The sequence below is a fragment of the Saccharopolyspora sp. NPDC002578 genome (assembly GCF_053592695.1).
On the sequence record NZ_JBSFWJ010000012.1, the window covers coordinates 21,147 to 46,898 of the forward strand.

Sequence of the window (25,752 nt, forward strand, 5' to 3'; positions counted from 1 at the left end):
CTGGCCACGGAATGCCCTGGTTAGGGAAGCAGCACGCAAGGACGTTTCTCCGTAGTTCAGTGCTTGCTGAAACGGCGACTCGCTTACTTTGCTTGTTGGACTGCACTTTCTATCTCGCCTCGCAGGCTGTGCCACATCCGTAGGCGTTGGTCGTCGTGGATCTGCAGCTCTGTTGTGCTCTCGTGGAGGAGTCGCCGTGCGTTGGTGCGATCACCGCGGAGCAGCGCTTCCGCGGCGTCAAGTACGTGGAAGGCCTGAAGGTCGATTGAGTACGTTGCGGGGTGTTGTTCCCGCAGTGTTCGAGCCAGATTGGTGAGCCTTGGTAGCAGGGCAGTAGCGAAAGGAACAGGTTCGGGGATGAGGGTCGAAGCAGCAGCGCAGTAAGGGCCCGTCAGGTGGAGGAATTCGACAGCCGTGACTGGGTACAAGGGTCCCTGGCTCGCATGTTCATCAAGCAGCTCCGTAGCCGCGCGAAAGGCCATTTCCCACTCGCCGAGGAACATGTACGACGCCGATAGCAGCACGAAAAACTGCTGTGCGTGGAGAGGTTCTTGCGGCTCACTGAGTGCCTCGATGCATAGCTGGACCGTGATGCGCAAGTCGTTGTCTGAGTGGAAGTTGGTGTGTGCTTGCTGTAGGAGCCTCGCTGTGCGACCGACTCCCGACTCCGGGAGATGCCGGAGTAGTTCGGTGAACTCCCCGATCAGCTTGCTGCTCCGCCCGTCGAGGACATCGTCTATGGCCAGTTGACGGAGAATGCTGACTGCTTGCTGTGCGTACTGAGCAGCGAGGTCAGGTTTTTGGTCGGCAGCGGCGGGTATCTCAGCAGCCGCGACCGCGAGGTGGTCGACGACCATTCGTGATTGGGGTTTGGTCTCGTGTGGCGTGCCCAGGAGGAGGGCCTGGGCGAGTTCACACCGCACGTACACGCGACGTATCGCAACTTGGTGAAGCGGCCACTCGTTGAGCGCGGAGAGTGCCGTCCGTAGATACTCTACGGCGGTCTCGTAGTCGCCAAGCTCGACCAGGGCGTGGGCGGTGGCCTCCCAGAGCAAGATCATGTGCTTGTCGTGGTCGTTGCGTTCCAGTGCATGGTCAGCGGTAGTTCGGGCGTGGTCGATCAGTACTCCTGCATGCGTGGTCTTGCCCGCGTCGACCGCCCCTTGAACCCAGTTCTGTAGGTGGTGGGCAATACGGGCGAACATGGCTTCGTCTTGATCGGGGCTTTGATAGCGGAACCGGTCGCGTAGGACGCGCTGCACGATCTCGTTCATCTGCACCGTGAGATCTCCGCCGGGAAACTGCTCGGCGTTGAACCACCCGAGGTCTTTGTCGCGCCGAGCAAGGGATTGACGGGTTAACGCCCGTAGGACCTCCTCGGGTGTGGTGTGAGGCTCGACCTTCCACCGGCGAGGTCCAGGTGCCCCGAGGTTGTCCAAATCGGTGGAGTGGACGTAGGCCACGCCGATCAAGAGCTGCAATGGCATTTGGTGAGGGGAGAGATACGCCGCGCTCTGCAGTATTCGCTCCCCAAACTCGGCTGAGACGTCGGCGGGATCTTGCTCGCAATATTTCGACATGCGGTCGACTGCGATATTGATCGCACCAACGAGGTTTCCGTTGTAGCCGTGTGGGCTCCGTGCAGAGTCGGCCAGGGAACGCTGCTGAACCTCGGTGGTGTAGCGATCAATACCGCTGATCCCAAGGCCCGTGCTGTTGAGATACGCGGCAGCGAGCTCGAGTGCGAGCGGCCAGTCCTGCATGAATGCCGCGAGATCATCAAGGCTAGATTCGGTGCTGCTGTGATCGGAGTCCGATAGGAGACGTCGGCGAAGTAGCTCGATCGACTGCGCACGATCCATCGAAGGCACTTCCACGTCGCTGGTCGCGGGGCCGTGCCAGCAGCTTCGCTCCGTGGTCGTGACGAGAACGCGACCCCAGCCGCGCCGCGGAACCCAGGACTGGACGAGCTCAGTGCTTACCGCATTATCGAGGACAAGCAGCCACGGCCCAGGGCACGCGCTGAGCAAGCTGTGTACGCGCTCACGCACGTCACCTTCGTCAGCGAGGGCCGGCGGTTGCTGTCGGCACGTACCCAACCATCTGCGAATCTCGTCTTCGACTAGCGCAAAGGAGCGATGCAGACTGGTGGTGTCGCTGGCCGATACCCAGAACACGCGATCAAACTCGTAGGCGCGATCAGCGGCCCAGGCCGCAGCAAGTGATGTCTTGCCGACCCCGGACAAGCCATGCAGCACGCAACAGGGCACTCCGCTGTCGTTTCCGGTCGTCGCGAGAGAACGGCTGATTCTTCCGAGGAGATCTGCACGGTCTACATCAGGCACGACCGGAGCAAGGCCGGCGTGGACATCCCAATCACGCTCGCCGACTGCCTCAGTGACCACGCGTTCATCTGCGCCCAACACCTCACGAAGTTCGTCCAGCGATAGCACTACGTTCTCAGGATGGGCGGCTCGATCAGCCAGGAGGTCCAGCAGGTTTCGAAACACTAGGCCGGTCGACCGTGCCCCCGCCCCTGCGCGGTATTGCGTTCGTAGCGAGCGGACGCGGCGTCGCAACTTTTCCTGATACGAGTCGATGGTTTCCGTAGAGATCACGATTCGAGCCCGCGTCAGCACGGATAGATGCGTAGCATCAGCCATCTCGAGCTGAGATCGCATGTCCGAATCACTAGCGTGCAAGTCGATGAGTGAGGCGCGAAGGTCTTCAGCGTCGCGATGATCTTGTTCCAAGGTGCTCGCGAGCTCACGGACCAAGCGTCCGGGGCGCCGGTTAGTCACGAAGTGGTAGTCAGGAGCCGCTGCCTGCTTGGTGGCGTTCCAGAGTTCCCGCCACACCATGGCGAACGAGTATGTCGACGAAGGGGCACCGCTCTTGACCTGGACGTCAAGCTCTGGCCGTCCATGGGAGAGCAACGAGAAATCCAGTTCGTTGAGTACCTTTCCTGTTGCCTCGTCACATCGGCTCTCCACTGCGACCGCGGTGACATGCTCCTGCCCGGACTCAATTGCCTGCAATGCGTAGTCGAGCGCGCACAGGTTCTGGTACCGCAGTCCTCGTGCGTTTGCGCTACCCCCTCCGATAACACCCACTAGACAGTCCCTTCTTGGCTTCATCTTCACGACGGCGGATGTTGATAAGGAATGAATCAACGTGGTCGAGGAATTTCGTCAGTGACCAAGTGGCTTTCTACCACGCGGCCATGACAGTAAAGGACGCTTGCAGGTGAGCTCTGGGCAGCTTGCCGCCGGAGCTCCAGAACATGTTCATCGCAGATCAAGATCGGTCCGTGGCCAGGTGACGACCCGAGGCTCAAGACGGATGACGCCGGTTTCCTCTGCTCAGAGCAACCACCTTGACGCCGTCGAGCTACTTCCGTGACCCCGTCACGCAGCTTGTCCCATGACTGGGTCGGCCGAAGCGCTGCTCGCACATCGGTTACCGCGCGCACCGAAGTCGGGATTCCTGGCCATGGAGGCGAGCTGAAGTCGATCCAGCACAACCGAAGGCGGCAAGCAAGAACCTCGCAGGTCAACGCTGAACGCTCAACCGTGGGCGGGCTCATGCCCAAATCATGAAGCACGCCGGGGTCACGTCATCGGGAGTGCCAGGAACCCACCAGACCTGGTCACTGCCCGGCTCGATCAAGCGTGACATCCCGACCGGAGTGCGTCGCCCGGTATCTATGCGTTCCAGTCCGCGCGCACGACTCCGTGCCCAGATCAGCGCCTCCGAGCACACCTCATCCATCCGGCATCTCCGTTCCAGGAGCACGACATCGACTGAACCAACCGTCTGTCACCCACGAGGGCACAACGCCCGGGTCAACGTCGAGACGCGGCCCCCATGCCAACTTGTGCCCCGACAGTCAGCGGCTGCACGGTCCGGCGCAACGCGCCCCGAGTTTCACCCCTCGGGAGCTCACCGCCGAAGGCGCCCACTACCCCCGGCTGTAACTCCGCGGCACAACGCTGCTCGTAGAGCACTGGTTTGTCGGGGGACTGTGAGATAACGGAAGCGTGGAAGATCGGCCAGCCCACCGCGGCACGAAGCGGCATGCACGCCTGCGACACAACCCGCGCGGACCGTTGCTGTGGGTAGGTGACGACGAGGACTGGGAGACCGCACGTCAGAAAGACCAAGTACTGGTGTGCCCGGAGACTGCATGCGACATCGAGCTGGCCGCCGTCCATGCCCCCAGCAACCGCTATAACCCTCGGTTCTTCCGGTTCAAGTCGGCTTCGCGCATCTGCGGCCACTGGCCTGCCGGCAACCGCGGCGGCCCGGAAACCCCGCAGCACGACTGGGTGAAAGCGCGCCTTGCCCGCATTGCTCGACACCAGGGTTACCAAGCCACCGCTGAGCACTGGCACACCCGCGCCGACGTGTACGTCCATGAGCCAGCTTTCTGCCTGGAAGTACAACTGCGCCCGACCCAGTTCGCCGACCGCACAGCCAGCCGCCATCACAAGGGGACCGAAGTGTGCTGGTTCATCCGTGACGGCTTGGACTCCAAGAAGAGCCGCCAAGCGCTGTTTCACGGAAGAGGCGTGCGATTCCGAGTTGTCGATCGCGAGACGCATCGACCGATTGAACCCTGGAACGAACCCGGAAATTACGATCTTGACCGCCGCGCCGTCATCGAGGTGTGGGGCACGGTCGCTCGCCCGCCGCGCCGGGGGCGGGAACCTGATCCCACGGCGACCGGACCAGGTGTCTCCTGGTTCACCACGGGCACATTGAGCGGCTATCAGTTCCTCACAGAGGTGCTGTCCGGCCAACGCCGCTGGTACCCGGCCGGGCGCATCGGTAACAAGACCGGCCTGTGGGTGCTGGACACCGACGTCGCTGCCTACAACGAGTTCCGCAAGCGGCAACAGCAACACCGCGAACAACTAGCCCGAAAGGCCGAAGAGGCTGGCGGCCCTCAGCTATCCGGGGAACCGCAGACCGAGCCAGCCGAGCCGACGCCGCACATGCCAGTGTCTGCCATCCAGCGCCATGAGACGACACGGGAGATAGCCGAGCTCGAAGCGGAGACAGGCCCAATCAACAAGATTGGTAACTTGCCGCGGGCCGCCGTTCCTGTGTATTCACCTGCTTCTCGGCCTCGGCCTCGGCCTCGGCCTCGGCGACGGCGTTGGTGGCAGTTCTGGCTACTATGGTGACGCGTATCTGTCCGTGTTGACGGTTAAAGAAAACCGACATGTTGCAGGGGTGCTCGCATGTCGGTGACTGTGATCGTGTCTGGGTGATCGAGGGCGAGATATTCGATTTCCTGTGTGTTCGCGTTCCATTGATCGAGGATGAAGAGGGACAGTTGACCGCAGTGTGGGCAGTGCTGGGTAAGTAGGAATGGGCGCAGGAGTCGGTAGCGTCCGTAGGAGTCGGCGATGTAAGGGCTACCGGTTTCCAGAATCTGTGTTGTGTGCTCGTCGGTGGGGGAGACGATGTTGTGGTCGCCCATGAGTTCGCGGTAGGTGATTTGCGAGGTGTTGATGAAGCTGTCCCAGTGGCAGGCGTCGATATGGCGGAGAGGGTAGTCGACGAGCCATTCGACGCCGCTGAGAATGGTTTTCAGGTGCCTTCGGGAATTTTGAACGGCGTCGTTGATTTCGTGGGCTGCTGGTCCTCGGCCGTGGGATTTATGGTTGCGTCGTTCGTACAATTCGCGGACCGCGCTCGCCATGTCGGCGTCGGTAAAGCAGCGGAACCGCGTCAGTGGCGAGTCACTGGGAATGTCCTGCTCAGTGGCGGCTGTGGCGACCTCGCGGAGGATGTTTAGCCAGATTCCGAAGGTCATCTGGGCCATGTTCCCCTGGCGGACACGGCGACGTAGGGCATGGACGCGGTGGAGGGAAATTTGCGCTTCGCGGGCAAAGACAAGGCCGAGGACCGCGCAGTACGCGATAGCGGCCTCGGCGCACTCCAGAACCAGTTTGTAACCAGCCTCATCGGGGCGTGCGGCCTGTACCTCGCGCCAGCGTCGTGCGATCGGGTACGGCAGTGTGGCCCGTAGCCGCGAACCGACCTCGTTGACTGCACTAGCTGCTTCGCGTCGCTGCCGGGTGAGTCGGCCCGACTCGATCATATGGGCGCGTGCAGTTGTGGGGTCGGGCCACTGGAAGAAGCTGTGGACAGCGTCGTCGGCGTCGCGTTTCCAGGTTCCGAAACTTTCGGCTGCGCTGGTCAGTTCGGTAATGGCGTTGAGTGTCGCACTATCTGGCTTTGGGATGCGCTGGCGTTTCAGAATTTCTGGGGGGATAATTGCGAGGTTGTCTCTGCAGGTGATCCCGCCGAGCAGGTAATTGCTGCAGATATACCGCAGATAGAAGAATTCTTCGCTTGGGGACAACGGCTTGAGTGGGCGAAGAACAAGTAAGGAATCTGATGGTGTTCTTTGTTGTTCTTCCGATGAAATGATGATGATAGGCACCCGGTCGCCTGACCAAATTCGAGCGATTACGAAGTCGCCGGGCTGCAGCAAATCTTGCTTGCGAACGCGCTCCGGTGCGGAGGTGCGAGGGAAGGCGTAAGTGTTGGACGCTTGGATGTGGAGGTCGTACGCCGTCAGCGCATACGCCGTGCACTCATCCTGGCTGTCGCTTCCGATGGGCAGGGTTTGCCGAGTGCGCTCGTGGACGCTGAATACTTCCTCGAACGGGATACCGTCCATCGCGCCGGTCATATTCGCGTCCTGTGGGCCGTCATCCGAAGCGGGGTCCAGGCTGACCGGTGTCATGGCATGTACTCGCCACTCGGTTGACAGTGGATCTCTGTCGGAGCGAACAAGCAGGATTGGTGAAAATTGCGGGAAAAGATCAGACATGAACCGTGCAGTAGTGGCTATGAGCTGCAGGTCTAGCGCTGACACTACCTTGCTCAAAACGTGCCAGGTGGACGGGGTGAACTGTGCGAGTTGCCCATCGACGATGATGATGCCACGCCGCTGCCCGGTTTTTCATTTTTCGCTTGTGCTAGATTCGCTGCGAGAAATCCGGTGACGACGTATGAGAGCAACTGAGTCAGGTCATCATCACCAGGGGAGAGCCCGCTTCGCTGTGACAGCGGGAGATGGCGAGCCGAAGCGGATGCGGAAGGGGATCGGTTGGGGACGCAGACGTCGATTGCGATGTCTGCAGCCTCGAATACTCCCTGGAGTAACAGCTGGGAGGCGCCGTGCGTGGTGTGGATGTCTGTCGCTCTATCGAGTAGAGCAGCTAGTCGTTCGGTGCGTTGGTCCTCGTTGTAGTATTCGCAGGAAATCTGAAAGAGCTCCTTGCCTCCGAGTCCATAAGGAAGACCGTCAGGCAGGCGAGAGAGCCGCTGAGCCTCCTTTAAGGAGGCCAGTATACCTTCAATCATGTAGCCGAGGAGGTCGACCACCGATTGCTTCGTGGTGAGTAGGACGTCGTTCGTGGCCTCGGGCTCAAGAAGTGTGTACTGCAACTTCGCGTAGCGGTCCAGGGTGTCGGCTAGATGCGTTAAGCGCTCATCGGGGATGGTTTCGTGAAGCACGAAACCAATGAACTCTTTTTCGGTCAAATAGGGCAGCTTGCGGTTGCCAAGGGCGTGATCACCCATCCATTGGAACCAACGCGCGTTGAACCCGTGACTGTGTAGATGCTCCCGCCAGTCCTTGCGTGAACGTACCCAGGTCAGGTCTGCGTCGTCGAGAGACTGAAGCGTTGCGCCTAGCCGTGCACGCAACGACGAGACGTCCTCAGACGGCTCGTCATGGTCGAACGGCATAGATTCAAGACCAAGCGCCCGACGTGGTTGAAACGAGTACCATGCCTCCATTATTCCCTCAGTGCCTGACGAGTCCACCCGAGCACACACGATCCATCCAGTGATCAGTCGTGCACCGGTCTGTGGGTGCCGCCATTCCAGTACGACGTGACCCGTGCCCTGCTCAGCGCCAGCTCGCGCGACACGAGCGGCCGGCTGCTGTGACTGCCCGAGAACCGTCAGAATGAGCCACAGTGCCGCTGGCCTGCGACCCAAGCGGACAGTGAAGGGTCACGGCGGTTCGGGAGGTTCTGGTGGATCTGTTGGTCGTTGTTCCCGGCAGGTTTCTCTTTGCCAATCGAGAATCCGCGGAAGTCGAAGTACCTGATGTTCGTGAACGGAGCTTTGCCGATGTTGCGGCGAAACAACGTCCGCCCGTTGCAAGAATGGCCCGACCCGTACGGCACGCGCAGCAGGCTTCCGCTGTTCAGGTGGTCGGCCACCTCGCGCAGTTCGGGATGCGCTGTTCCTTGCACGTGGCGCACCTCGAACCGGCAGCCGTAGCGAGCCGCCACCGGTCGAGTTCGAGCTCAGTGGTATTGCCGTCGTCCCTTGGTTTCGCCGGGCAGGTCTTGAGCCGGGCGCGCGGCTGAAGTCCGCCCAACGGCGGTTCCGCCTGCGGGTGGTGTTCGAACACGTGCTGGTCATCGCGGTGTCGGCCGCCGTGATCGAGAGTTGCGACTGATCGCGTCAGGTTCGTAGTGCCTGCGACGGTTTCCTCGTGAGGACGGTGATTTCTACGGTAGTGGAGCTGTCCGCGCAGTCGGTCTTGCGGTGAACGCGCGGCTGCGGTTCCGCCGCCGGACCCGCCGGCCAGCTCGCTCGGGCAGCACTCAGTCGATGGTGGTCACGGATCGGGTGAGTTCCTCGATGAACTCGTGCACTCCGCCCTGCGGCCACACGTCGCGCACGGACATGTCGAGCATCAACCGGCCGTGCACGGCCGACCACAGCGAGAGTGCGCCTTCCTGTGGTGACTGCGTCAGCCGCATGCCTTCGGCTGCCAGCCGGGTCACCGCCGCGTGCCACCGCTCGGCCACGTCGGTCGTGTCGGGTCCCTCGTCGCTCAGGAATTCCGGAGGAACGGTGAAGATCAGCCGGAATCCTCCTGGGTTGTCTTGAGCGAACCGGCAGTAGCCGTGGGCGATGGCGGCGAAGCGCTGCGCAGCCGAGTCTCCGGTCGCTTCGTCGTCGGCGCGGTCCATCGCGGTCAGCAGCTGGTCGAACAGGCTGTGCACGGCCGCGCGGCTCAGGCTCTCTTTGTCCGGGAAGTGCCGGTAGATAGAGGGGGCGGTGATGTTCGCTTCCTTGGCCACTTCGCGCAGCGACAACGGGATGGGGCGCATCCGCTCTTCGTCGGCGATCAGCCGGAGCATCGCTTCGAGGATCTCCGTGCGCAACTTCCCGCCCTCGCCGCGGGCGTTGCGCGGCCTGTCTCCCGTGGACGCGGGCGAATCGGTCGAATCGGTGGGCGTGGCCATGTCTTCAGGTTCGCACAGCGGCCCGCCGGAGGAAGCCGTGCCGCACGCCGATGGGCCACGGGGAGCTGCTTTTCAAGAAAGGTAAACATCTGTAAAGTTACGGGCGTAATCTGAACTTGTCGGAGCTGTCCGGCTCTTTCGTCAGGAGCGCCCGTGCAGATCACCATCGAAGAGGAGAAGTGCTGCGGTGCCGGTCAGTGCGTGCTGGCCGCCCCGGGGGTCTTCGACCAGCGCGACGAGGACGGCGTCGTCGTCCTGCTCGACACCGACCCCGGTGACGAGCAGTTGGATAACGTCCGCAACGCCGCGAACCTGTGCCCCGCGGCGGCCATCGAGGTGCACGAGTGACAGCGGTACCCCGGGAGATCGTCGTCGTGGGTGCCTCGGCGGCAGGTCTCGCTACCGTCGAAGGCCTCCGGCGGGGCGGTTACGACGGGCGGCTCACCGTCCTCGGCGACGAAGCCCACCTGCCCACGACCGGCCCCCGCTGTCAAAGCAGGTGTTGTCGGGGGAGTGGGAGATCGGGAAGCTCGCACTGCGCGATGCGGCGGTCTACGAAGACCTCGGCGTCGAGCTCAGACTCGGCTCCCCGGCTTCCTCTTTGGACACCTCCGCCCGCGAGCTCCGCTTGGCCGACGGCACCGCCCTCGGTTACGACGCGCTGGTCGCTGCGACCGGTGTGCGGGCCCGCGCTCTGCCGGGTGTTGAGGGCACCGAGGGCGTGCACTTGTTGCGCACCCTCGAAGATGCGTTGGCGTTGAAGGAATCGCTGGCCTCGGCTCCGCGGCTGGTGATCGTCGGTGGCGGATTCATCGGGGCTGAGGCGGCCGCCGTTGCCCGTGAATCGGGGTGTGCGGTCACCCTGATCACCGATCAGCACGTGCCGTTGTCCGACGCCGTCGGCGCCGAGATCGGCGCGATACTCACCGAGATCCACCGGGACCACGGGGTCGACGTCGTCACCGACGCGATGGTCGAAGGAGTCCGCAGCGACGGAGGCCGCGTCACCGGCGTGCGGCTGGTCGACGGCCGCACCGTCGACGCCGAGGCCGTGGTGATCGGCATCGGCACCCTGCCCAACGTCGAATGGCTCGAAGGCAGCGGTGTCCCCATCGGAAACGGCATCGAATGCGACGGCACGCTGCACGCCGGACACGGCGTGTGGGCGGCCGGAGACGTGGCCGCCTTCCCCGATCCGGCCAGCGGGGAGCGGATCCGCATCGAGCACCGCACCAACGCGGGCGAGCAGGGCATGGCCGTGGCCCGCAACATCCTCGCCGGTGCCCGCGAGGCGGAATCGTTCAGCAGCGTGCCCTACGTCTGGTCCGACCAGTACGACCTCAAGATCCAGATCTACGGCCGCAGCAGAGGGGCCGATCGCATCCACGTCGTGGACGGCAGCCTCGCCGATCGCAAGTTCACCGCCCTCTGCGCCCGCGACGGCCACGTGACCGCCGCCATCGGCGTCAACATGGTCCGCCCGCTGCGCGGCCTGCGTCCGGTGGTCGCCGACCGCACCGAATGGGAGACCGCCGTGGCCGCGCGCACCTCAGCCGCTTGACGAACACCCCACCACACTAGGAGTAGTCGTGACGACGACCGAGTCCACCGAAACACCCCGGTTCCCGCTGACCCGGGGATGCCCGTTCGCCCCGCCCGAGAAGGCCGTCGAGTACCGCGCGGAAGGGGCTCCCCGGCGCGTGCAGATCTGGAACGGCGCCCAGCCTTGGCTGATCACCCGCCACGACCAGATCCGCGAGGTGCTCAGCGCGACCGACCGCTTCGGAGCCGACGTCACCAACCCCGGGTTCCCGAACACCAGTGACGCTCAGCCCTACGTGGAGGGTGAGCTCTTCTTCCGCAAGGACGGGCAGGAACACCTGCCGTTCCGGCGCATCCTCAACGGCGACTTCACGGCGAAGCGCTCCGAGGCCCTGCGCCCTCGGATGATCGAGCTGACCGACCGGCTGATCGACGACTTGGAGCAGGATCCGCGTCCGGTCGACCTGATCGAGAAGTTCGCGCTCGCCCTGCCCACCGTCGTCATCTGCGAGGTCCTCGGCGTGCCGCCGGAGGACAGCCCACGCGTGCACGAAGCCTCCAAGAAGACGGTGCAGCTGAGCATCCCCAAGGCGGAGAAGCTCGCCGGCATGCAGGACATGCACGACGTCCTGGAGAAGCACGCTGAGCGCAAGCGCGCCGAACCGGACGACGGCCTGCTGTCGCGCCTGGTGAACACCCACGTCGACGAGAGGGGCGACTTCGACTTCGAGTACGCCGTGCGGCTGGGCATGCTCGTGATCGGCGCCGGGCACGAGACCACCGCCAACATGATCGGGCTCGGCATCCTTGCGCTGATACGCGAACCCGATCAGCGCGACATCCTGCTGTCCGACCCGGACAAGTACGCGCCCACCGCAGTCGAGGAGATGATGCGGTACTGGAGCATGGTGCAGACCGAGCCGCGCCGGGTGTGCTTGCAGGACACCGAGGTCGGCGGGGTGCTCATCCGCGCCGGTGAGGGCATCATCTGCAACCTGCCCGCCGCCAACCGCGACCCGGAGGTCTTCGACACCCCCGAGGTCCTGGACATCACCCGCGTGCAGCGCCAGCACATCGGGTTCGGCTTCGGCGTCCACCAGTGCCTCGGCCAGAACCTCTCGCGCGTGGAGATGCAGGTCGCCTGGCCGCGCTTGTTCCAGCGGTTGCCCGGTCTGCGGCTGGCCGTGGACGAGAGCGAGCTGCACTTCCACGACGACGCCCTGACCTACGGCCTCGAGGAACTCCCGGTCACCTGGTGAGCGCGGAAGAAAGCGGGAATCGCATGAGCGGAAAGCTCGCAGGCAGGACGGCGGTCGTCGTCGGCGGCGGCCAGACGCCGGGCGCCACTCTCGGCAACGGGCGCGCGGTCGTGCTGACCTTCGCCCGGGAAGGCGCCGACATCGTGGTCGTCGACCGAGATGCGGCCTCCGCGGAGGAGACCGCGGACCTCGTCCGCGCCGAGGGCGGTTCCGCGGTCGCGCACCGCGCCGACATCACCGTCGACGAGGATTGCGCGAGCATCCTCCGGGCCGCGCTGAACGCTTACGGCCGGGTCGACGTGCTGCACAACAACGTCGGCATCGTCCCGGCCGGGCGCACCGAGGAACTCGCGCCGGAGAAGTGGCGGCAGGGTTTCGAGGTGAACCTCACCGGCATGTGGCAGACCTGCAAACACGTGCTGCCCCACATGCGCGAGCAGGGCAGCGGGGTCGTCATCAACATCTCGTCGATGGCCGGACTGCTGCACGCCGGAGAGAACATCGCCTACACCACGTCCAAAGCCGCGGTGCACTCGATGACCCGCAGCCTCGCCATCGAATACGCGCCGCACGGCGTGCGGATCAACTGCATCGCCCCCGGCATGATGGACACCCCGATGGGAGTCGATTCCGTCGCCCGCGACACCGGGACCGACCGCGAGGCAGTCGCCGCCAAGCGCGCCTCGATGGTCCCGATGGGACACCAGGGCACCAGCGAGGACGTCGCCAAGGCCGCGCTGTTCTACGCCTCGGACGACTCCGCGTTCATCACCGGAACAGTGCTGCCGGTCGACGGAGGATTCACGCTCCGAGCCGGATTCACGGCCTGACCGACGCGCGCCGCGGGTGCCGCCGCGACGGGGAGGGGGGCACCCGCGTTTCCCCATGACCACCCTGCACCCGAAGGCGACCGGGTTCGCGACTTTCCGCCCCCCGGACCGCTTCCGCCTCCAGGAGGATTGACGATGACCGACAATCGCGCGAAAGCGCTGGCACTGCTCCAGGAAATGATCCCCGGCATGCTCACCGAAGGCGACACCCCGAAAGTGGCCGCACAGGGATTCGCCGCCGAAATCGGGGAACTGAGCCTGGACAACGTGTTCGGAGCGCTGTGGTCCCGCCCCGGACTCGACCGCCGATCCCGCAGCATCCTCACGATCGGCATCCTGATCGCATTGGGCGCCACCGAGGAACTGAAAGTCCACTTCCCGATCGCCCTCGTCAACGGCGTGACCCGCGAAGAGCTGGAAGAGATTGTGTACCACTCCGCCGGATACGCCGGATACCCCGCCGCATCCACGGCACGCCTGGCCGGCATGGAAGTGCTCGACTCCGAGGACGCCGCCCAAGACCACCTCCGCCGTCTCACGGGTAACGGCGAGAAGACCACCGGCTGACTTGCAGTTTCGGATGCGGCGGCGAGGCCGCCCGGAGGAACGCTGGTCGTGACGCCCTGAGCATGATGGTCGGCGCCCAGCGGGTCGATTCGGCTCATCGCCGGGCCCGGTGGCGCCCAGGCCCGGTGATGAGCCGAGTGTTCGGCAACTGCAGAGGGAGGCCCGGTGTTGTGCGGGCCCTGCGCGGTTATTCGTGGATTTCGATCGCGGCTGCCGGGCACAGCGCCGCGGCGGTGCGGGCGTTCTCGTGCTCGGCCTCCGCCGGGGTTTCGTCGAGCAGGATGACGACGCCGTCGTCGTCGCGCTGGTCGAAGACCTCGGGTGCGGCCAGGACGCACTGTCCGGCTCCGCAGCACTTGTCCTCGTCGATGGTGACCTTCATTTCCTCACTCCTGTGCGGGCGGCGGCAGGTGTGCCGTCGCTGAACGTGGTTGCCACTTCTACGGGTGCGTCGGCCTGTTACCAGGTGACCGGCAGCGAGCGGACGCCGTAGTTGGTGCCGTGGGTGTCCATCGGGACCTCGGAGGGGTCGACGGCCAGTTTCAGGTCGGGGAAGCGTTCAATCAGCCGGGGCAGCACGGTTTTGAGCTCCGCGCGGGCGACGTTCTGCCCGAGGCATTGGTGGACGCCGTAGCCGAAGGCGAGGTGCCGGGTGAGCTTGCGGTCGAAGTCGGCCATGTCCGGGTCGTCGAACGCGCGCGGGTCCCGGTTGGCCGCGGGCATGGCCACAACGACGAGGTCGCCCTGCTTGATCTGCGCGCCGCCGATCTCCAAGTCCTCCTTGGCGACTCGTCCGAGTCCGAATTGGACGATCGTGAGGTAGCGCAGCAGTTCCTCGACGGCGGGGCCGATCTTGGCGGGTTCGTCGCGCAGCTGCTGCCACTGCTGTGGGTGGGTCAGCAGCTGCATGATGGACAGGCCCATCATGGCCGCGGTGGTGTCGTGCCCGGCGAACAGCAGCAGCGCGCCGATCCCGGTGAGGTCGTCGTTGGTGAGGATCGTGTTGCCCTCGTCGGCGATCCGGATCAACTCGGCCAGCAGTCCCGGCGAGTCCGGTTCCTGCCGCTTCTGCTCGACCAGCTTGCCGATGTAGTCCAGCAGCCACTTCGCACCCGCGTCCCGCTGCTCGCGGGGGTTGCTCATGTCCATCATCTGTTCGGTGGCTCCGTGGAACCCGTCCCGGTCCTCGTAGGGCACACCCAGCAGTTCGCAGATGACCAGGCACGGGATCGGCAGGCACAGCGCCTGCACCAGGTCCACCGGCCCGTCCGCGGCGGCGACGGCGTCCAGGTGCTCGTCGACGATGCGATCGATGTAGGGCTGCAGCCGGTTCTGCACGGCCTTCGGGGTGAACTTCCCGGTCAGCAGCTTGCGGTAGGCTCCGTGATCGGGCTCGTCCATCATCACGAACAGCGGCGGCAGACCCCCTTCACCGTCACCGGCGGTTTCGGGTTCCTCTCCCGGGGGGTTGTCGTGGCGCGGACGGCGTGCGCTCATGCGCGGGTCGGCGAAGACCGCGCTGCCCTCGTCGAACCGGGTCACCAGCCAGCCTTCGGTGCCGTTCGGGAACGTCACCCAGTGGATCGGCTGTTCCTCTTGCAGGGCCTGGTATTCGGGCGGCGGGTCCAGCGGGGCGGCGGTGTCGCGCGTGGTGGGCATCGACCGGGTCATGTTCGTCCTTCTCTCCTGTGTGGCGGGTCAGTTCGAGTTCTGGTGGGCGGTGTGCTCGGCGACGGCCTTCGAGACTCCCTCGTGCACCGAGGTGGCGTTGCCCCAGCCGACGTAGAAAGCCAGCTGCAGCACGGATTCGTGCAATTCCTCGGGAGTGCAGTCCCCGCCGGAGAGGGCGCCGCGGGCCTGCACCTGCACCAGGTCCGCCCGGCCGAGGGAGGCGGTCGCGCCGAGCACGAGCAACCTCCTGTCCCGAGTGGACAGACCAGGGCGGTTCCAGATCTCACCGAAGAGGTGGCCGACCGTCTCGTCGAGGAACGCGCCGCTCTGCCCGTCGAGGGACTCGCTGAAACCGGCGCCGTAGACCTCGTCCATGACGTCCAGACCGCGCTGGTACTGGTCGCTCATACGTCCTTCCCTTCCTGAATTCCGAGGGTGTCCCGTTCTTCTCGGCGGGTCACGTCCACCAAGGGGAGTTCGACCTCCAGGTCCGCGGCGAGCTTCTGCGCGGCGGCGAGGTCCTTGTCCATTAACGGCTCGATACCGCGCACCAGCTTGCGGATCGCCGCCAGCGCCCCAGGACCGTCGAGGCCTTGGCCCGTCAACGCGGCGATCTGCTCGCTCATCGCCAGTGCTCCCGCCTGGTCGACGCGCTGCATCTCCAGCAGTTGCAGGAGGGTGTGGCCTTCGGGGTCAGCGGTCGTGATGACCCGCATGAGCGTCTCCGGCTCGACCCCGGCCGCGCCCGCCAACGATGCGGCTTCCGCCACGGTCCGCCAGCTGCCGTAGGTCACGACGTTGCGCGCGAGCTTGGTCGCCATGCCCGCCCCGAGCGGTCCGCAGTGCACGACCTCCTTGGCGAAGTCGGCCAGCACCGGCATGGCGCGGGCGACCGTGTCCGCGTCGCCGCCGACCATCGTGACCAAGCCGTTCTCGGCGGCCTTGTCGCCGGGGGTGACACCGGAATCCAGGAACCCGACACCTGAGGCGGCGCACGCGGCGGCCAGCTCCCGCACGACCGGCAGCTCGACGGTGCTCAGCAGGACGATGGTCGATCCGGGCTGTGCGCCCACCAGCAGACCGGAGTCCCCGGTGATCACTTCTCGTGCCTGATCGGCGGAGACCACGGCGATGAGCACGACATCGCTGTTCGCGGCCACCTCAGCGGGGGAGCCCAGCAGTTCAGGATCGCCCGGCAGCTCCGCGGCCTCCGGCCGGATGTCGTGGACGACCGGCACCCGGCCGCTGCGGGCCAGGCTGACCGCGACGCCACCGCCGATCATCCCGAGGCCGATCACACCTGCGCGCAGCCGCGCGGGTTCGTCCTGCCGTGCTTTCATGCTCGTTCTCCCTTGGTGGCGTTGACGAGTTCGGTGGCCGCAGGCCACGGGCGCTGCTCGGCGACGAGCGGCCGGAATCCCCGCGCGGCGCGCGCCATGTTGATGCCGACCACCGCGCAGACCCGCCCCTGCCTGCCGTAGAGGGCGACGAGCCGGCGCTCGGTGAGCGAGCCCTCGACCACGCACACCCGATCCGCGCCCTGCGGGCGGCCGTAGATCTGGATCTTGCGGTCGTACTGGTCGGACCAGATGTAGGGCACGGGAGCGAAAGCGCTCCCGCCGCCGTCGTCGGCGAGCAGGTTCCGCGCGACCGCCATGCCCTGCTCGGTCGCGTTGGTCCGGTGCTCGATCCGGATGCGCCGCCCGAGGTCCGGGTGCGGCCAGGAAGCGACGTCACCGGCGGCCCACACGCCCGGACCCGCGCTGCAGGTCTCATCGCACTCGACCCCGTTGCCGACCGGCACTCCGCTGCCCGCCAGCCATTCGACGTTCGGGATCGCGCCGATGGCCACAAGCACGAGGTCGGCGGGCAGGGTCCGCTCATCGCTGAGCCGCACACCGGTGACCCGGCCGCGTTCGGCCAGCACTTCTCCGACGAGCACACCCGCTTCGATCCGCACGCCGTGGTCGCGGTGCGTGGCGGTCAGGACTCCGCCCAGCTCCTCGCCGAGCACGTCCGCGAGCGGCATCGCGGTGTCGGTCACCAGCGTGACCTCGGCTCCGAGTTCTTGCGCCGCTGAAGCGGCCTCCGCGCCCATGAATCCGCCACCGACCACAACGAGCCGGGGGTGGCCGGCGAGCGCCTCCCGCAGTGCCAAGGCGTCGTCGAGCGTGCGGAGCACGTGCACCCCGGCCACATCCTCGGTCCCTGGCAACCGCCGCGGTCGGACGCCGGTCGCGATCACCAGTTCGTCGTAGCCGACGATCTCGCCGCTGTGCAGGCTGAGCTTGCGGGCGCCGGGGTCCAGCGCGGAGGCGGTGGTGCCCAGCCGCAGGTCCAGGTCGAGGTCGTCGATCGCCTCGTCCGAGCGCAACCGCAGCCGGTCGGCCTCCCACGCCCCGGACAGCAACTGCTTCGACAACGGCGGGCGATCGTAAGGCAGATGCGGTTCGGCTCCGACCACGGTCACCCCGCCGTCGAAACCCCCGCGCCGCAGCGCCTCGGCAGCGCCCAGACCGGCAGCGGAGGCACCCACCACCACGACCTTGCCCGGGCTCATGCGGCGACTCGGTGGGAGACCGTGCGCCGCGCAGGCCCCCGCAGGCCACCGGTACGCGGAGGAACCACGGCCACGGCAGGGGCGGGCAGGCCCGAGCTTCGGCCTCTGGGATCAAGTTCAGCCACGAGAACCTCTCTTTCACCGGGTCGCCGGGTCGCCGCGGTCCGTTGACCGGGCGGCCGCAAACTAGCCTAACTAAGTTCACTTAGAACGATAGACCTCTCCTCCGGGCATTAGCTCGCGGGGCGACAGGTGTCTCCGGTCACGCTTCGGCTGCGGGAGTGAGCGGGAGGAAGGAGGAGTCGCAGAGTCGCCCGTATGAAGAGCGCCGGAAGTCAGCTCTCGGCGTCGGTGATGGTCAGCGCGAGCATCCGCTCGATCGCGGTGTCCGGGGCCGCGGCGCCGCCTTCCGGTTTCGCACTGACGATCACGCCGGTCAAGCCCTCGGCCAACCCGTCGATCAACTCGGGTGCCGGGTTCAAGGACAGGCTGTGCTGGAGCGAGACCATGCCGTGCAGGCCGGTCCAGAGCGTGTGCGCCGCCTGGCGCGGTGGTAGCCCGATCGCGTAGCCCTCGTCGAGGCAACGTTGCAACGCGAGCCGGAAACGCGCGGCCACCAGCCGCGACGGGTGCCGACCGACCCGCTCGGGGTCCACTGCGGGTTGGCGGACCTCGTACATCAACCGGTAATGCCCCGGATTCTCCATCGCGAAGCGGCAGTAGGTCCGGACCTGGGCCAGCAACCGCGTGCGAGCGTCCTCGCCGGCCACTGCTTCGTCGGCCAGCCCCATCCGGTCGGCCAATTGCTCGTACTTGTCCGCCAACGCCGCCCACACCAGCTCCGCCTTGTCCGCGAAGTGCAGGTAGATGCTCGGCGCCGAGACTCCGACCTCCTTCGCCACCGCCCGCATCGTGAGCTTCTCGTCGCTGCCCCACTCGGCCAGCAACCGGTTCACCGCGGCGAGCACCTCCACGCGGAGCTGCTCGCCGTGACCACGAGGACTGCGGGGACGACCACTCATGCCGTCCATCTTCACACCCGCGCACAACGCGTGAGGTGCGCGGGTGGTCTGCGGAGCGCCGTAGGGAGCCGTTGTTCGCGCCGTCCCGGTGTGACCCGTGCCGCGCTCGAGCGGCGGATCGTGCTCGCCTCGCTTCTGATTCGCGCGGTCCGAGCGAGTGGGGACTGTTGCTCTCCTTCGGTCCGACCTTTAGTATTTAAGACCAAAGATAGTGTCCACGGTCACACTACAGGCGTAATGTGCTAATAGGAAGTGATGTCACATGAGGGCTCGTGGTGCATCGCGCAGCAAGAGCCGAGGTTCCCGGGAGCTCGCGGAGTCACCAGTGATGGACCCCGGGTGCTGCATCGGCTTTCCGCGTGCCGCTGAGGCGGCGATCACGAGAGCGGGTCGGGGATCAGGTCGTCGAACGTCCGGCGCCGGGATTCGTTCTGCGTCCACGAAGGAAAGTCAGTCCACGAGAACTTCGCCGGGAGTTGCGGTATGACCACAGCGAACAAAGTCCTCACCGAGTCGTACTGGCCGGCCAACGGGGACGAGGACGTCCTCGAGGTCACGATCGGGGACCTTCTCCGGGAAGCCGCCGCCACGGTGCCCGACCGGATCGCGCTCGTGGACGCCGTCGAGGACCCGGGCGCCCGGCGGAGCTGGACCTACGCGGAGTTCCTCGCCGACAGCACGCGAGCCGCGAAGGCGCTCCTGACTCGCTATGCCCCAGGGGACCGGGTGGCCATCTGGGCGCCCAACGGCGCGGACTGGATCATCCTCCAGCAGGGGATCAGTCTCGCAGGGATGGTCTTGGTGGCCGCCAATCCGGCGTACCGGGAGCGCGAGCTCGAGTACGTGCTGCGGCATTCCGGAGTGGTCGCGCTCTTCTACGCCGACTCCTACCGGGACTTCGACCTGAGGACCGTCGTGGATGAGATTCGGCCCCGGCTACCGGACCTCCGCGACGCGATCACTTTCGCCGAGTGGCCTGGCTTCCTCGACAGCGGCGCGGATGTCGAGCTGCCCGAAGTCGCTCCGACGGACCCGATCCAGGTGCAGTACACCTCCGGCACGACCGGTTTTCCGAAAGGAGCGCGGCTGCACCACAAGGGCCTCGCCAACGCCGCGAAGCTCGTCGCGGAGCGCGCCGGGATGCACGACGGCGGCGTGAACGTGAACTCTATGCCGATGTACCACATCGGCGGGGGAGCGGTGACCTCGTTGGGAACACTGGCTAAACGCGGCAAGTTCGTCATCGTCCCGCAGTTCCTCCCAGAGCTGATGTTGGAGACGATCGAGACCTATCGCGGGACCCACACCCTTCTCGTCCCCACGATGCTGCTGGCTCTGCTCGACCACCCGGACCGAGAGAAGCGGGACCTGTCCAGCTTGCAGACCGTCATGAGCGGCGCCGCTACGGTGCCGGCCGCGCTCGTCCGTCGCACGGCTGAGATCTTGGGGTGTCGGACGAGCATCCTGTTCGGACAGACGGAGATGCACGGAGTCATCGCCCAGACGCGGGTGACCGACTCGCCTGAAGACCAGTCGGAGACGGTCGGGCAGCCGCTGCCGCACCTAGAGGTCAAGATCGCCGACGAGGTGACGGGCGAGATCCGGCCCCTCGGGGAGTCCGGCGAGATCTGCTGTCGCGGTTACCAGAACATGATTGAGTATCACGACATGCCGGAAGCGACCCAGGCGACCATCGACTCCGAGAACTGGCTGCACATGGGCGACCGGGGCTGCATGGACGAACGCGGGTTCATCCAGATCACCGGCCGCCTGAAAGACATGATCATCCGTGGTGGGATCAACATCTACCCGCGGGAGATCGAGGAGTTCCTGATGACCCATCCCGCCGTCTCCGACGTCGCGGTGGTCGGTGTGCCCGATGACAAGTGGGGCGAGCAGCTGGCGGCCGTCGTCCGGCTCAGCGCGGGGGTGAGCCGGCCTTCCGTCGAGGAGATGCGGACCTTCTCCCGTTCGCAGATGTCCGCCCACAAGACCCCCTTTTACTGGAGCTTCGTGGAAGAGTTCCCGGTCACTCCGACCGGGAAGATCAAGAAATACATGCTGCGCAAACAGCTTTCCGCCGGCGAACTCGATGTCGACACGTACCGACCGGAGTCGGACGGACGGTCGAATCGGAGCGAGTGAATCGGGACACCCGGATGGATTCGGATTGGCAGAGGACCAGGCCTCCGTGCGCGACAGCGTGCGGAGCTTCGCTACCGCCGAGCTGGCTCCCGGGCACCTGGCACGCGTCAAGCGGAGCGATTTCCCGTGGTCGGTTCACCAGCAGGTGGCCGAACTCGGTGTTCTCGGAGTGCTGACCGGAGCGGACCACAATCCGCTGGACACCAGGGATTTCGTCGCCGCGGGCCTGGCGGTGGAGGAAACTGGGTACGCGACGTCAACGTGGCGAACGCCGCCATCGCGGGGAGAAGATCTCGGTCATGATGTCGGCCAATGCGAACGCGTTGATCGTGACCGCGCGGACGTACCGCGACGACGTCAACCTCGGGGTGTCCGCGTTCCTCGTCGGAATGGACGACCCCGGCATCGCGACCTCCGGCATTGGGGACACCGGCTGGAAACCGATGGGGCGGAGCATGGTCCACATCGACGAGGTCCGGGTGACCGAGGACGCGGTGCTCGGGGCTGAAGGGGGTGCTTTCCGCAGCGTGCTCAACGGTTTCGACTGCACCAGGCCGCTGCTCGCGCTCACCGGAATCGGGTGCGCCCAGGCGAGTCTGGACGACACCGCGGCGTACGTGCGCGAGCGGTCGGCTTTCGGCTCACCGCTGGCCCGCTTCGAAGGGGTCTCGTTCCCGTTCGAGCAGCGCCTGCGCGACGTCCTGGCCCTGGAGATCGCGGACGGGACCGCGCGGGTGCAGAAGATCATCGTCGCCAGGGAGCTCTTCGGCTCCGTTTTCGTGCCGTACCGGAGCGGATGAGTTCAGAGCGCGCCGTTCGGCCGCGCTTCCAGCAGGATCTCCCGCCAGCGCTCCCAGGCGCCGGGGGACCAGCGGTCGCGCCGGTCGAGGAACAGTTCCGAGGCCGCGTGCCCCACCCACTCCGGCAGCAGCTCCTCCGGCAGTTGCGGGTCCAGGCGCATGAACTGCTGCAGGAAGTTCCGCAGTTCGAGGTAGCTCAGCAGCACTTCGTCTCCTCCCGCGGGCCGGAAGTCGGCGTAGCGGGCCAGCAGTGCTCGGTAGCTGTCCGCAAGCTCGGCGAGGTTCCAAGCCCGCTGGACAATCTGCTCATCGCTGAGTCCGACGTCCTCGGTGTGCCCGACGAGGCTGAGGGCGTTGCCGGTGAGGTCGAACTCCGCGATGAGCGACCGGAGGTCGTCCACGGCGTTCACGTGCGGGGTGAGCCATACGCCGGGTGTCGGGTTCCCCATCCGCAGCCATGCCAGACCGCCGTAGAGGCGCTTTCGGGTGGTGCGCTCGCCCTGCGGTATCGAGACCAGGAGGACCAGCCATCGCCCGTCCCAGGGCTCGGAGCGATCGAGGAATGCCGTGGCTCGCTCCAAACCGTCTTCGATGACCGTCTTGCCGGACGAGGTCAGGCGCCAGCGTGCGGTGCGGCCGATGCGCTCCCGTTCGATCCAGCCCGCATCAGCCGACCGTGAGATCGCCTGGCGCGCGGCGTGCCCCTCCACGCCGAGTCCACCGAGGACTCGGACCAGGGCGGTAGTCCAGATCGCCTCGTCCTCGGGGTAGGAGAATTCGCCCATCACCGTGAGCAACAACGACCGGGCGCTCGCCGCGGGCAGTAGCGAGGCGCCTGCTGTATCACTCCGAGTCACGTCCACATGGTCCCCGTTTCCGTTGGGCGGCGTGCAACCGGGACCGCGGAACGCTCGGCCCGGAGGCGTCGGGCTTCCCGTGCAGTGACGCTCGAGAAAGTATTACGCGAACGTGAACTCAGTTGCTTGATTTGTCACTGTTTGGGCTCTATCTTCATACCGCGTGGCCGAGTTGATCCGGGTTTCAGCACCGGACGCAGGCGTTTCAGCCGGGCAATGGGTCACCACGGCTGTCTTCCGGGGCGCCGCGTCGGCAGGTCGCGAAATCATCAGTGCAGCTCGGCGGTTTCCGTGCTGGCCGGACCGACGGCCTGATCAGCGCGACGGGCCGAGCGACCGAGAACTGTGAGGTACCGGTGGTTTTCGATCCAACGAAGAAGTCCTCGACCACACCGGCCATCGGCCGTCGCAGGTTCCTGAGCTACCTGCTGGCCGCTCCGACGCTGACGGTCGCGACCGAGGTCGCGTTGGCCGGAGCCGCGGACTCCGCCGAGGCCGCCGTTCCGTCACCTCCGCAGCTCATCGGGGAAACCGTCGATCTCCAAGACGTCATCAACGTGATCGGCGCCCCCACGGCAGCATTGCTCTTCCAGATCACGGTGCACGAGGACGGCACGGTGACCGTTCCGCTGCCGCGGGCCGAGGTGGGGCAAGGGCTCACCACGTCGGTGCCGATGCTGATCGCGGAAGAGATGGACATCCCGCTCGCCAACGTCAAGATGCCCCTCGCGGACGCGCGGCCGGAGTTGCTGTTCGGTCAGCTCACCGGCGGTTCGTCGAGCATCACCTCGTTGTATGGCCCGGCCCGGCTCGCCGCCGCGGCCGCTCGGACGCGGCTGGTGGCCACCGCAGCGCTGCGCTGGGGACTGTCCCGTGATCGGCTCACGGTCTCCGACGGCGTCGTGCACGCTCCGGACGGGCGGAGTGCGTCGTTCGGCTCGCTGGCGGTGGCGGCGGTTTCGGCGAAGTTGCCGGACCTGCCGGTGGTGCTCAAGCCGGAGTCCGAGTTCAAGCTCATCGGAAGCAGGGTGCGCCGGCTCGACGGCCACCGGATCGTGACGGGAACCAACACCTACACCCAGGACCTCGACGTGGCGGGCGCGAAGCCGTGCCTGGTCCGCAGGCCACCGACGATCAACGGCACCGTCGAGGCGGTGCACAACGCGGACGCCGTCAAGCGGATGACCGGCGTCATCGACGTCGCTGTGATCCCGACAGGTGTCGCGGTGCTGGCCGAGACCTTCGCGATGGCGCTGGACGGCATGAACGCGATCGACGCCACGTGGGGACCGGGCACCGTTGACGACGAGAGCGACGAGACCGTTCGCCGCAAACTGCGCGCCGCGGTGGGACCGCTGGGCGATCCGCCGGTGACGTTGCCGTCGGGGGCCGGAACGCTGGAGCTGGAGTTCGACTTCGCTTTCCTGAGCCACGCCCCGCTGGAGACCAACGCGGCGGTGGCCGATGTGCGGGACGGCCGCGCGGAGGTGTGGACGGCGGTACAGGTTCCCACCAGCGCGCAAGAGAACATCGCCCGGGAGCTGGGACTGCCGCAGACCGCCGTCACGGTCCACGTCATGCCCAGCGGCGGATCGTTCGGCCGCCGCCTGTTCAACGACGCGGCGGTGGAGGCCGCGCAGATCTCCCAAGCGATGGGCAAACCGGTGAAGCTGATCTGGCATCGCACCGACGACATCCGGCACGGACGTGTGCATCCCGCGAAGCACCACAAGGTTCGGGTGCACTACGGGCGGGACCAGGTGCTGTCCTACGAGCACTGGAACGCGGCCGTCGACACCTCGTTGGAACACGGCTTCGGTGAGGCGCTCACGACCGCCGCCGCCAAGATCCCCGCCGTCGGCAACGAGAGCGTCAGCCAGATCATGTTCCGGTCGATGGTGCACTGCCCGTACAACTTCGGTGCGGTCGCGACGCACCTGCACGAGGTCTCCGTCCCGATGAACACCGGGAGCTGGCGATCGGTGTACTCGCTCAACGTCCGGGGCGTCGAGGAGGTCGTGGTCGACGAGCTCGCCCGGCGGCTCCACAAGGATCCGGTCGTGTTCCGCCGCGATTTCCTCAAGGACGACCGGCAGCGGGCGGTCCTCGACAAGGTCGCGGCCGAGGGCGATTGGGGACGGCCGATGCCGGACGGGTTCGCGCAGGGAGTCGCTTTCCACGACGAGATGAAGGGCGTGCTCGCCTGCCTCGTCGAGATCGACGCGCGGGACCCAGGGAAGCCGAGGGTGGTCAAGGCGGTCATGGTCGTCGACGTCGGACGGCCGATCAACGTCAGCGGGATCGAGGCGCAAGCTCTCGGTGGCCTGACCGACGGTATTTCGGTGGCCTTGCGCGGCGGATTGCACTTGCGGGACGGCTACTTCCTGGAGGGCAGCTACCACAATTTCCACTTCGCGCGGCAGAAGAACACCCCGACCGACGTGCGGATCTTCGTGCAGCCAGGGGAGGGGCAGCCGGGCGGCATGGGCGAGTTCGCGGTCCCCGTTTCGTTCGCGGCGGTCGTCAACGCCTACCGGCGAGCCACGGGGATCATGCCGGCCAGCTTCCCGATCGACTCCGAGGTGGACTTCGAGCCGTATCCGCCGGGGCCGGTCCCGCGTCCGCCGATGCGTCCTCTCCCTGCACGGACCTGACCGAACCGGAGTCGCCGACCACAGTCCACTGAGGAGAGACATCGTGCCACGTTATTCCTTCACCCTCAACGGGAATCAGGTCAGCGTCGAGGCGCCCGCAGACCACCCGCTGCTCTGGACGCTGCGGGACCAGCTCGGCGTCACTGGCCCGAAAATGGGATGCAACCTGGATGTGTGCAAAGCTTGCACCTGTTTGATCGACGGCGAGGCGTACACGACGTGCGTCACCGGCATGGCCGATGTCGAAGGCCGCGAGGTCACCACGATCGAGGGTCTCGCCGACGGCGACGAGCTGCACCCCGTCCAGCAGGCCTGGCTGGAGATCGACGTCCCGCAGTGCGGCTTCTGCCAGCCGGGGCAGATCATGAAAGCGGTGTCATTGCTGCGCAAGACCAGTGAACCCACTGACGCCGAGATCGACGAGATCGAGAACGTCTGCCGGTGCGGAACCTACTTCCGCATCCGAACCGCCATCAAGGAAGCGGCGAAGATGACAGGGAACTGACTCCCGGCCAGTATTCCCCTCGGGAGACCGGCATCGGTCTCCCGAGG

The 25,752-nt window shown here is 66.0% G+C and carries 22 protein-coding genes and 1 pseudogene; 11 read left to right on the forward strand and 12 right to left on the reverse strand.

What is annotated here, in order from left to right:
• Positions 1-83: 83 nt before the first annotated feature.
• On the reverse strand, positions 84-3,137 hold the full coding sequence (locus tag ACWD38_RS08570; protein ID WP_450123774.1) for an NB-ARC domain-containing protein: 3,054 nt from the start codon (positions 3,135-3,137) through the stop codon (positions 84-86).
• Positions 3,138-4,040: 903 nt separating this feature from the next.
• Here ACWD38_RS08570 and ACWD38_RS08575 point away from each other — a divergent pair.
• Positions 4,041-5,189 (forward strand): hypothetical protein, encoded by a 1,149-nt coding sequence (locus ACWD38_RS08575; RefSeq protein WP_450123709.1) that lies wholly within the window; start codon positions 4,041-4,043, stop codon positions 5,187-5,189.
• Positions 5,190-5,212: 23 nt separating this feature from the next.
• Here the strand turns inward: ACWD38_RS08575 and ACWD38_RS08580 are convergent, their stop codons facing one another.
• The 4 genes from ACWD38_RS08580 to ACWD38_RS08595 form a co-directional block, all read right to left on the reverse strand.
• Positions 5,213-6,763, reverse strand: coding sequence for a hypothetical protein (locus tag ACWD38_RS08580; protein ID WP_450123710.1), 1,551 nt, complete (start codon positions 6,761-6,763; stop codon positions 5,213-5,215).
• Positions 6,764-6,903: 140 nt separating this feature from the next.
• Positions 6,904-7,824 (reverse strand): hypothetical protein, encoded by a 921-nt coding sequence (locus tag ACWD38_RS08585; protein ID WP_450123711.1) that lies wholly within the window; start codon positions 7,822-7,824, stop codon positions 6,904-6,906.
• 167 nt (positions 7,825-7,991) lie between these two features.
• Positions 7,992-8,327 carry a hypothetical protein gene (locus tag ACWD38_RS08590; protein WP_450123712.1) on the reverse strand — a complete coding sequence of 112 codons (336 nt, stop codon included), beginning with the start codon at positions 8,325-8,327 and terminating at the stop codon, positions 7,992-7,994.
• 318 nt (positions 8,328-8,645) lie between these two features.
• Positions 8,646-9,293: a TetR/AcrR family transcriptional regulator gene (locus ACWD38_RS08595; RefSeq protein ID WP_450123713.1), complete on the reverse strand. Its 648-nt coding sequence runs from the start codon at positions 9,291-9,293 to the stop codon at positions 8,646-8,648.
• 153 nt (positions 9,294-9,446) lie between these two features.
• Here ACWD38_RS08595 and ACWD38_RS08600 point away from each other — a divergent pair, with 153 nt between their 5' ends.
• The 5 genes from ACWD38_RS08600 (at position 9,447) to ACWD38_RS08620 (ending at position 13,491) form a co-directional block, all read left to right on the forward strand.
• Positions 9,447-9,641, forward strand: coding sequence for a ferredoxin (locus ACWD38_RS08600; protein ID WP_450123714.1), 195 nt, complete (start codon positions 9,447-9,449; stop codon positions 9,639-9,641).
• 151 nt (positions 9,642-9,792) lie between these two features.
• A complete protein-coding gene (locus ACWD38_RS08605) occupies positions 9,793-10,854 on the forward strand; it encodes an NAD(P)/FAD-dependent oxidoreductase (protein ID WP_450123715.1) in 1,062 nt (353 codons plus the stop codon).
• A gap of 28 nt (positions 10,855-10,882) precedes the next feature.
• Positions 10,883-12,094 carry a cytochrome P450 gene (locus ACWD38_RS08610; RefSeq protein ID WP_450123716.1) on the forward strand — a complete coding sequence of 404 codons (1,212 nt, stop codon included), beginning with the start codon at positions 10,883-10,885 and terminating at the stop codon, positions 12,092-12,094.
• A gap of 23 nt (positions 12,095-12,117) precedes the next feature.
• Positions 12,118-12,924, forward strand: coding sequence for an SDR family NAD(P)-dependent oxidoreductase (locus tag ACWD38_RS08615; protein WP_450123717.1), 807 nt, complete (start codon positions 12,118-12,120; stop codon positions 12,922-12,924).
• Between the two features lie 135 nt (positions 12,925-13,059).
• On the forward strand, positions 13,060-13,491 hold the full coding sequence (locus ACWD38_RS08620) for a carboxymuconolactone decarboxylase family protein (protein ID WP_243794842.1): 432 nt from the start codon (positions 13,060-13,062) through the stop codon (positions 13,489-13,491).
• A gap of 187 nt (positions 13,492-13,678) precedes the next feature.
• Here the strand turns inward: ACWD38_RS08620 and ACWD38_RS08625 are convergent, their stop codons facing one another.
• The 6 genes from ACWD38_RS08625 to ACWD38_RS08650 form a co-directional block, all read right to left on the reverse strand.
• Positions 13,679-13,873, reverse strand: coding sequence for a ferredoxin (locus tag ACWD38_RS08625; RefSeq protein ID WP_243794844.1), 195 nt, complete (start codon positions 13,871-13,873; stop codon positions 13,679-13,681).
• Positions 13,874-13,950: 77 nt separating this feature from the next.
• Positions 13,951-15,162: a cytochrome P450 gene (locus ACWD38_RS08630; RefSeq protein WP_450123718.1), complete on the reverse strand. Its 1,212-nt coding sequence runs from the start codon at positions 15,160-15,162 to the stop codon at positions 13,951-13,953.
• Positions 15,163-15,189: 27 nt separating this feature from the next.
• Entirely contained in the window at positions 15,190-15,570 is a 381-nt protein-coding gene (locus tag ACWD38_RS08635; RefSeq protein WP_450123719.1) for a carboxymuconolactone decarboxylase family protein, read from the reverse strand.
• Positions 15,567-16,502 (reverse strand): NAD(P)-dependent oxidoreductase, encoded by a 936-nt coding sequence (locus ACWD38_RS08640; protein WP_450123720.1) that lies wholly within the window; start codon positions 16,500-16,502, stop codon positions 15,567-15,569. The genes ACWD38_RS08635 and ACWD38_RS08640 overlap by 4 nt, the downstream gene beginning before the upstream one ends.
• Complete coding sequence (locus ACWD38_RS08645) at positions 16,499-17,722, reverse strand: NAD(P)/FAD-dependent oxidoreductase (RefSeq protein ID WP_450123721.1); 1,224 nt, start codon at positions 17,720-17,722, stop codon at positions 16,499-16,501. The genes ACWD38_RS08640 and ACWD38_RS08645 overlap by 4 nt, the downstream gene beginning before the upstream one ends.
• Positions 17,723-18,057: 335 nt before the next feature.
• Positions 18,058-18,744, reverse strand: coding sequence for a TetR/AcrR family transcriptional regulator (locus ACWD38_RS08650; RefSeq protein WP_450123722.1), 687 nt, complete (start codon positions 18,742-18,744; stop codon positions 18,058-18,060).
• Between the two features lie 483 nt (positions 18,745-19,227).
• Here ACWD38_RS08650 and ACWD38_RS08655 point away from each other — a divergent pair, with 483 nt between their 5' ends.
• The 3 genes and pseudogenes from ACWD38_RS08655 (at position 19,228) to ACWD38_RS08665 (ending at position 21,689) form a co-directional block, all read left to right on the forward strand.
• A complete protein-coding gene (locus ACWD38_RS08655) occupies positions 19,228-20,889 on the forward strand; it encodes an AMP-binding protein (protein ID WP_258718692.1) in 1,662 nt (553 codons plus the stop codon).
• Positions 20,837-21,157: pseudogene (locus tag ACWD38_RS08660) on the forward strand (acyl-CoA dehydrogenase family protein); the annotation flags it as partial. The gene ACWD38_RS08655 and the pseudogene ACWD38_RS08660, both read left to right, overlap by 53 nt.
• A gap of 31 nt (positions 21,158-21,188) precedes the next feature.
• The gene (locus tag ACWD38_RS08665) at positions 21,189-21,689 is read left to right on the forward strand and encodes an acyl-CoA dehydrogenase family protein (protein ID WP_450123723.1); all 501 of its coding nucleotides are present in this window, start codon (positions 21,189-21,191) and stop codon (positions 21,687-21,689) included.
• Between the two features lie 2 nt (positions 21,690-21,691).
• Here ACWD38_RS08665 and ACWD38_RS08670 read toward each other — a convergent pair whose 3' ends face one another.
• Positions 21,692-22,546, reverse strand: coding sequence for a PaaX family transcriptional regulator (locus ACWD38_RS08670; RefSeq protein WP_450123724.1), 855 nt, complete (start codon positions 22,544-22,546; stop codon positions 21,692-21,694).
• Positions 22,547-22,902: 356 nt separating this feature from the next.
• Here ACWD38_RS08670 and ACWD38_RS08675 point away from each other — a divergent pair, with 356 nt between their 5' ends.
• Positions 22,903-25,200, forward strand: coding sequence for a molybdopterin cofactor-binding domain-containing protein (locus ACWD38_RS08675; protein ID WP_450123725.1), 2,298 nt, complete (start codon positions 22,903-22,905; stop codon positions 25,198-25,200).
• A 43-nt stretch (positions 25,201-25,243) separates the two neighbouring features.
• The gene (locus tag ACWD38_RS08680) at positions 25,244-25,705 is read left to right on the forward strand and encodes a (2Fe-2S)-binding protein (RefSeq protein WP_243794862.1); all 462 of its coding nucleotides are present in this window, start codon (positions 25,244-25,246) and stop codon (positions 25,703-25,705) included.
• The last annotated feature ends 47 nt before the right edge of the window (positions 25,706-25,752 follow it).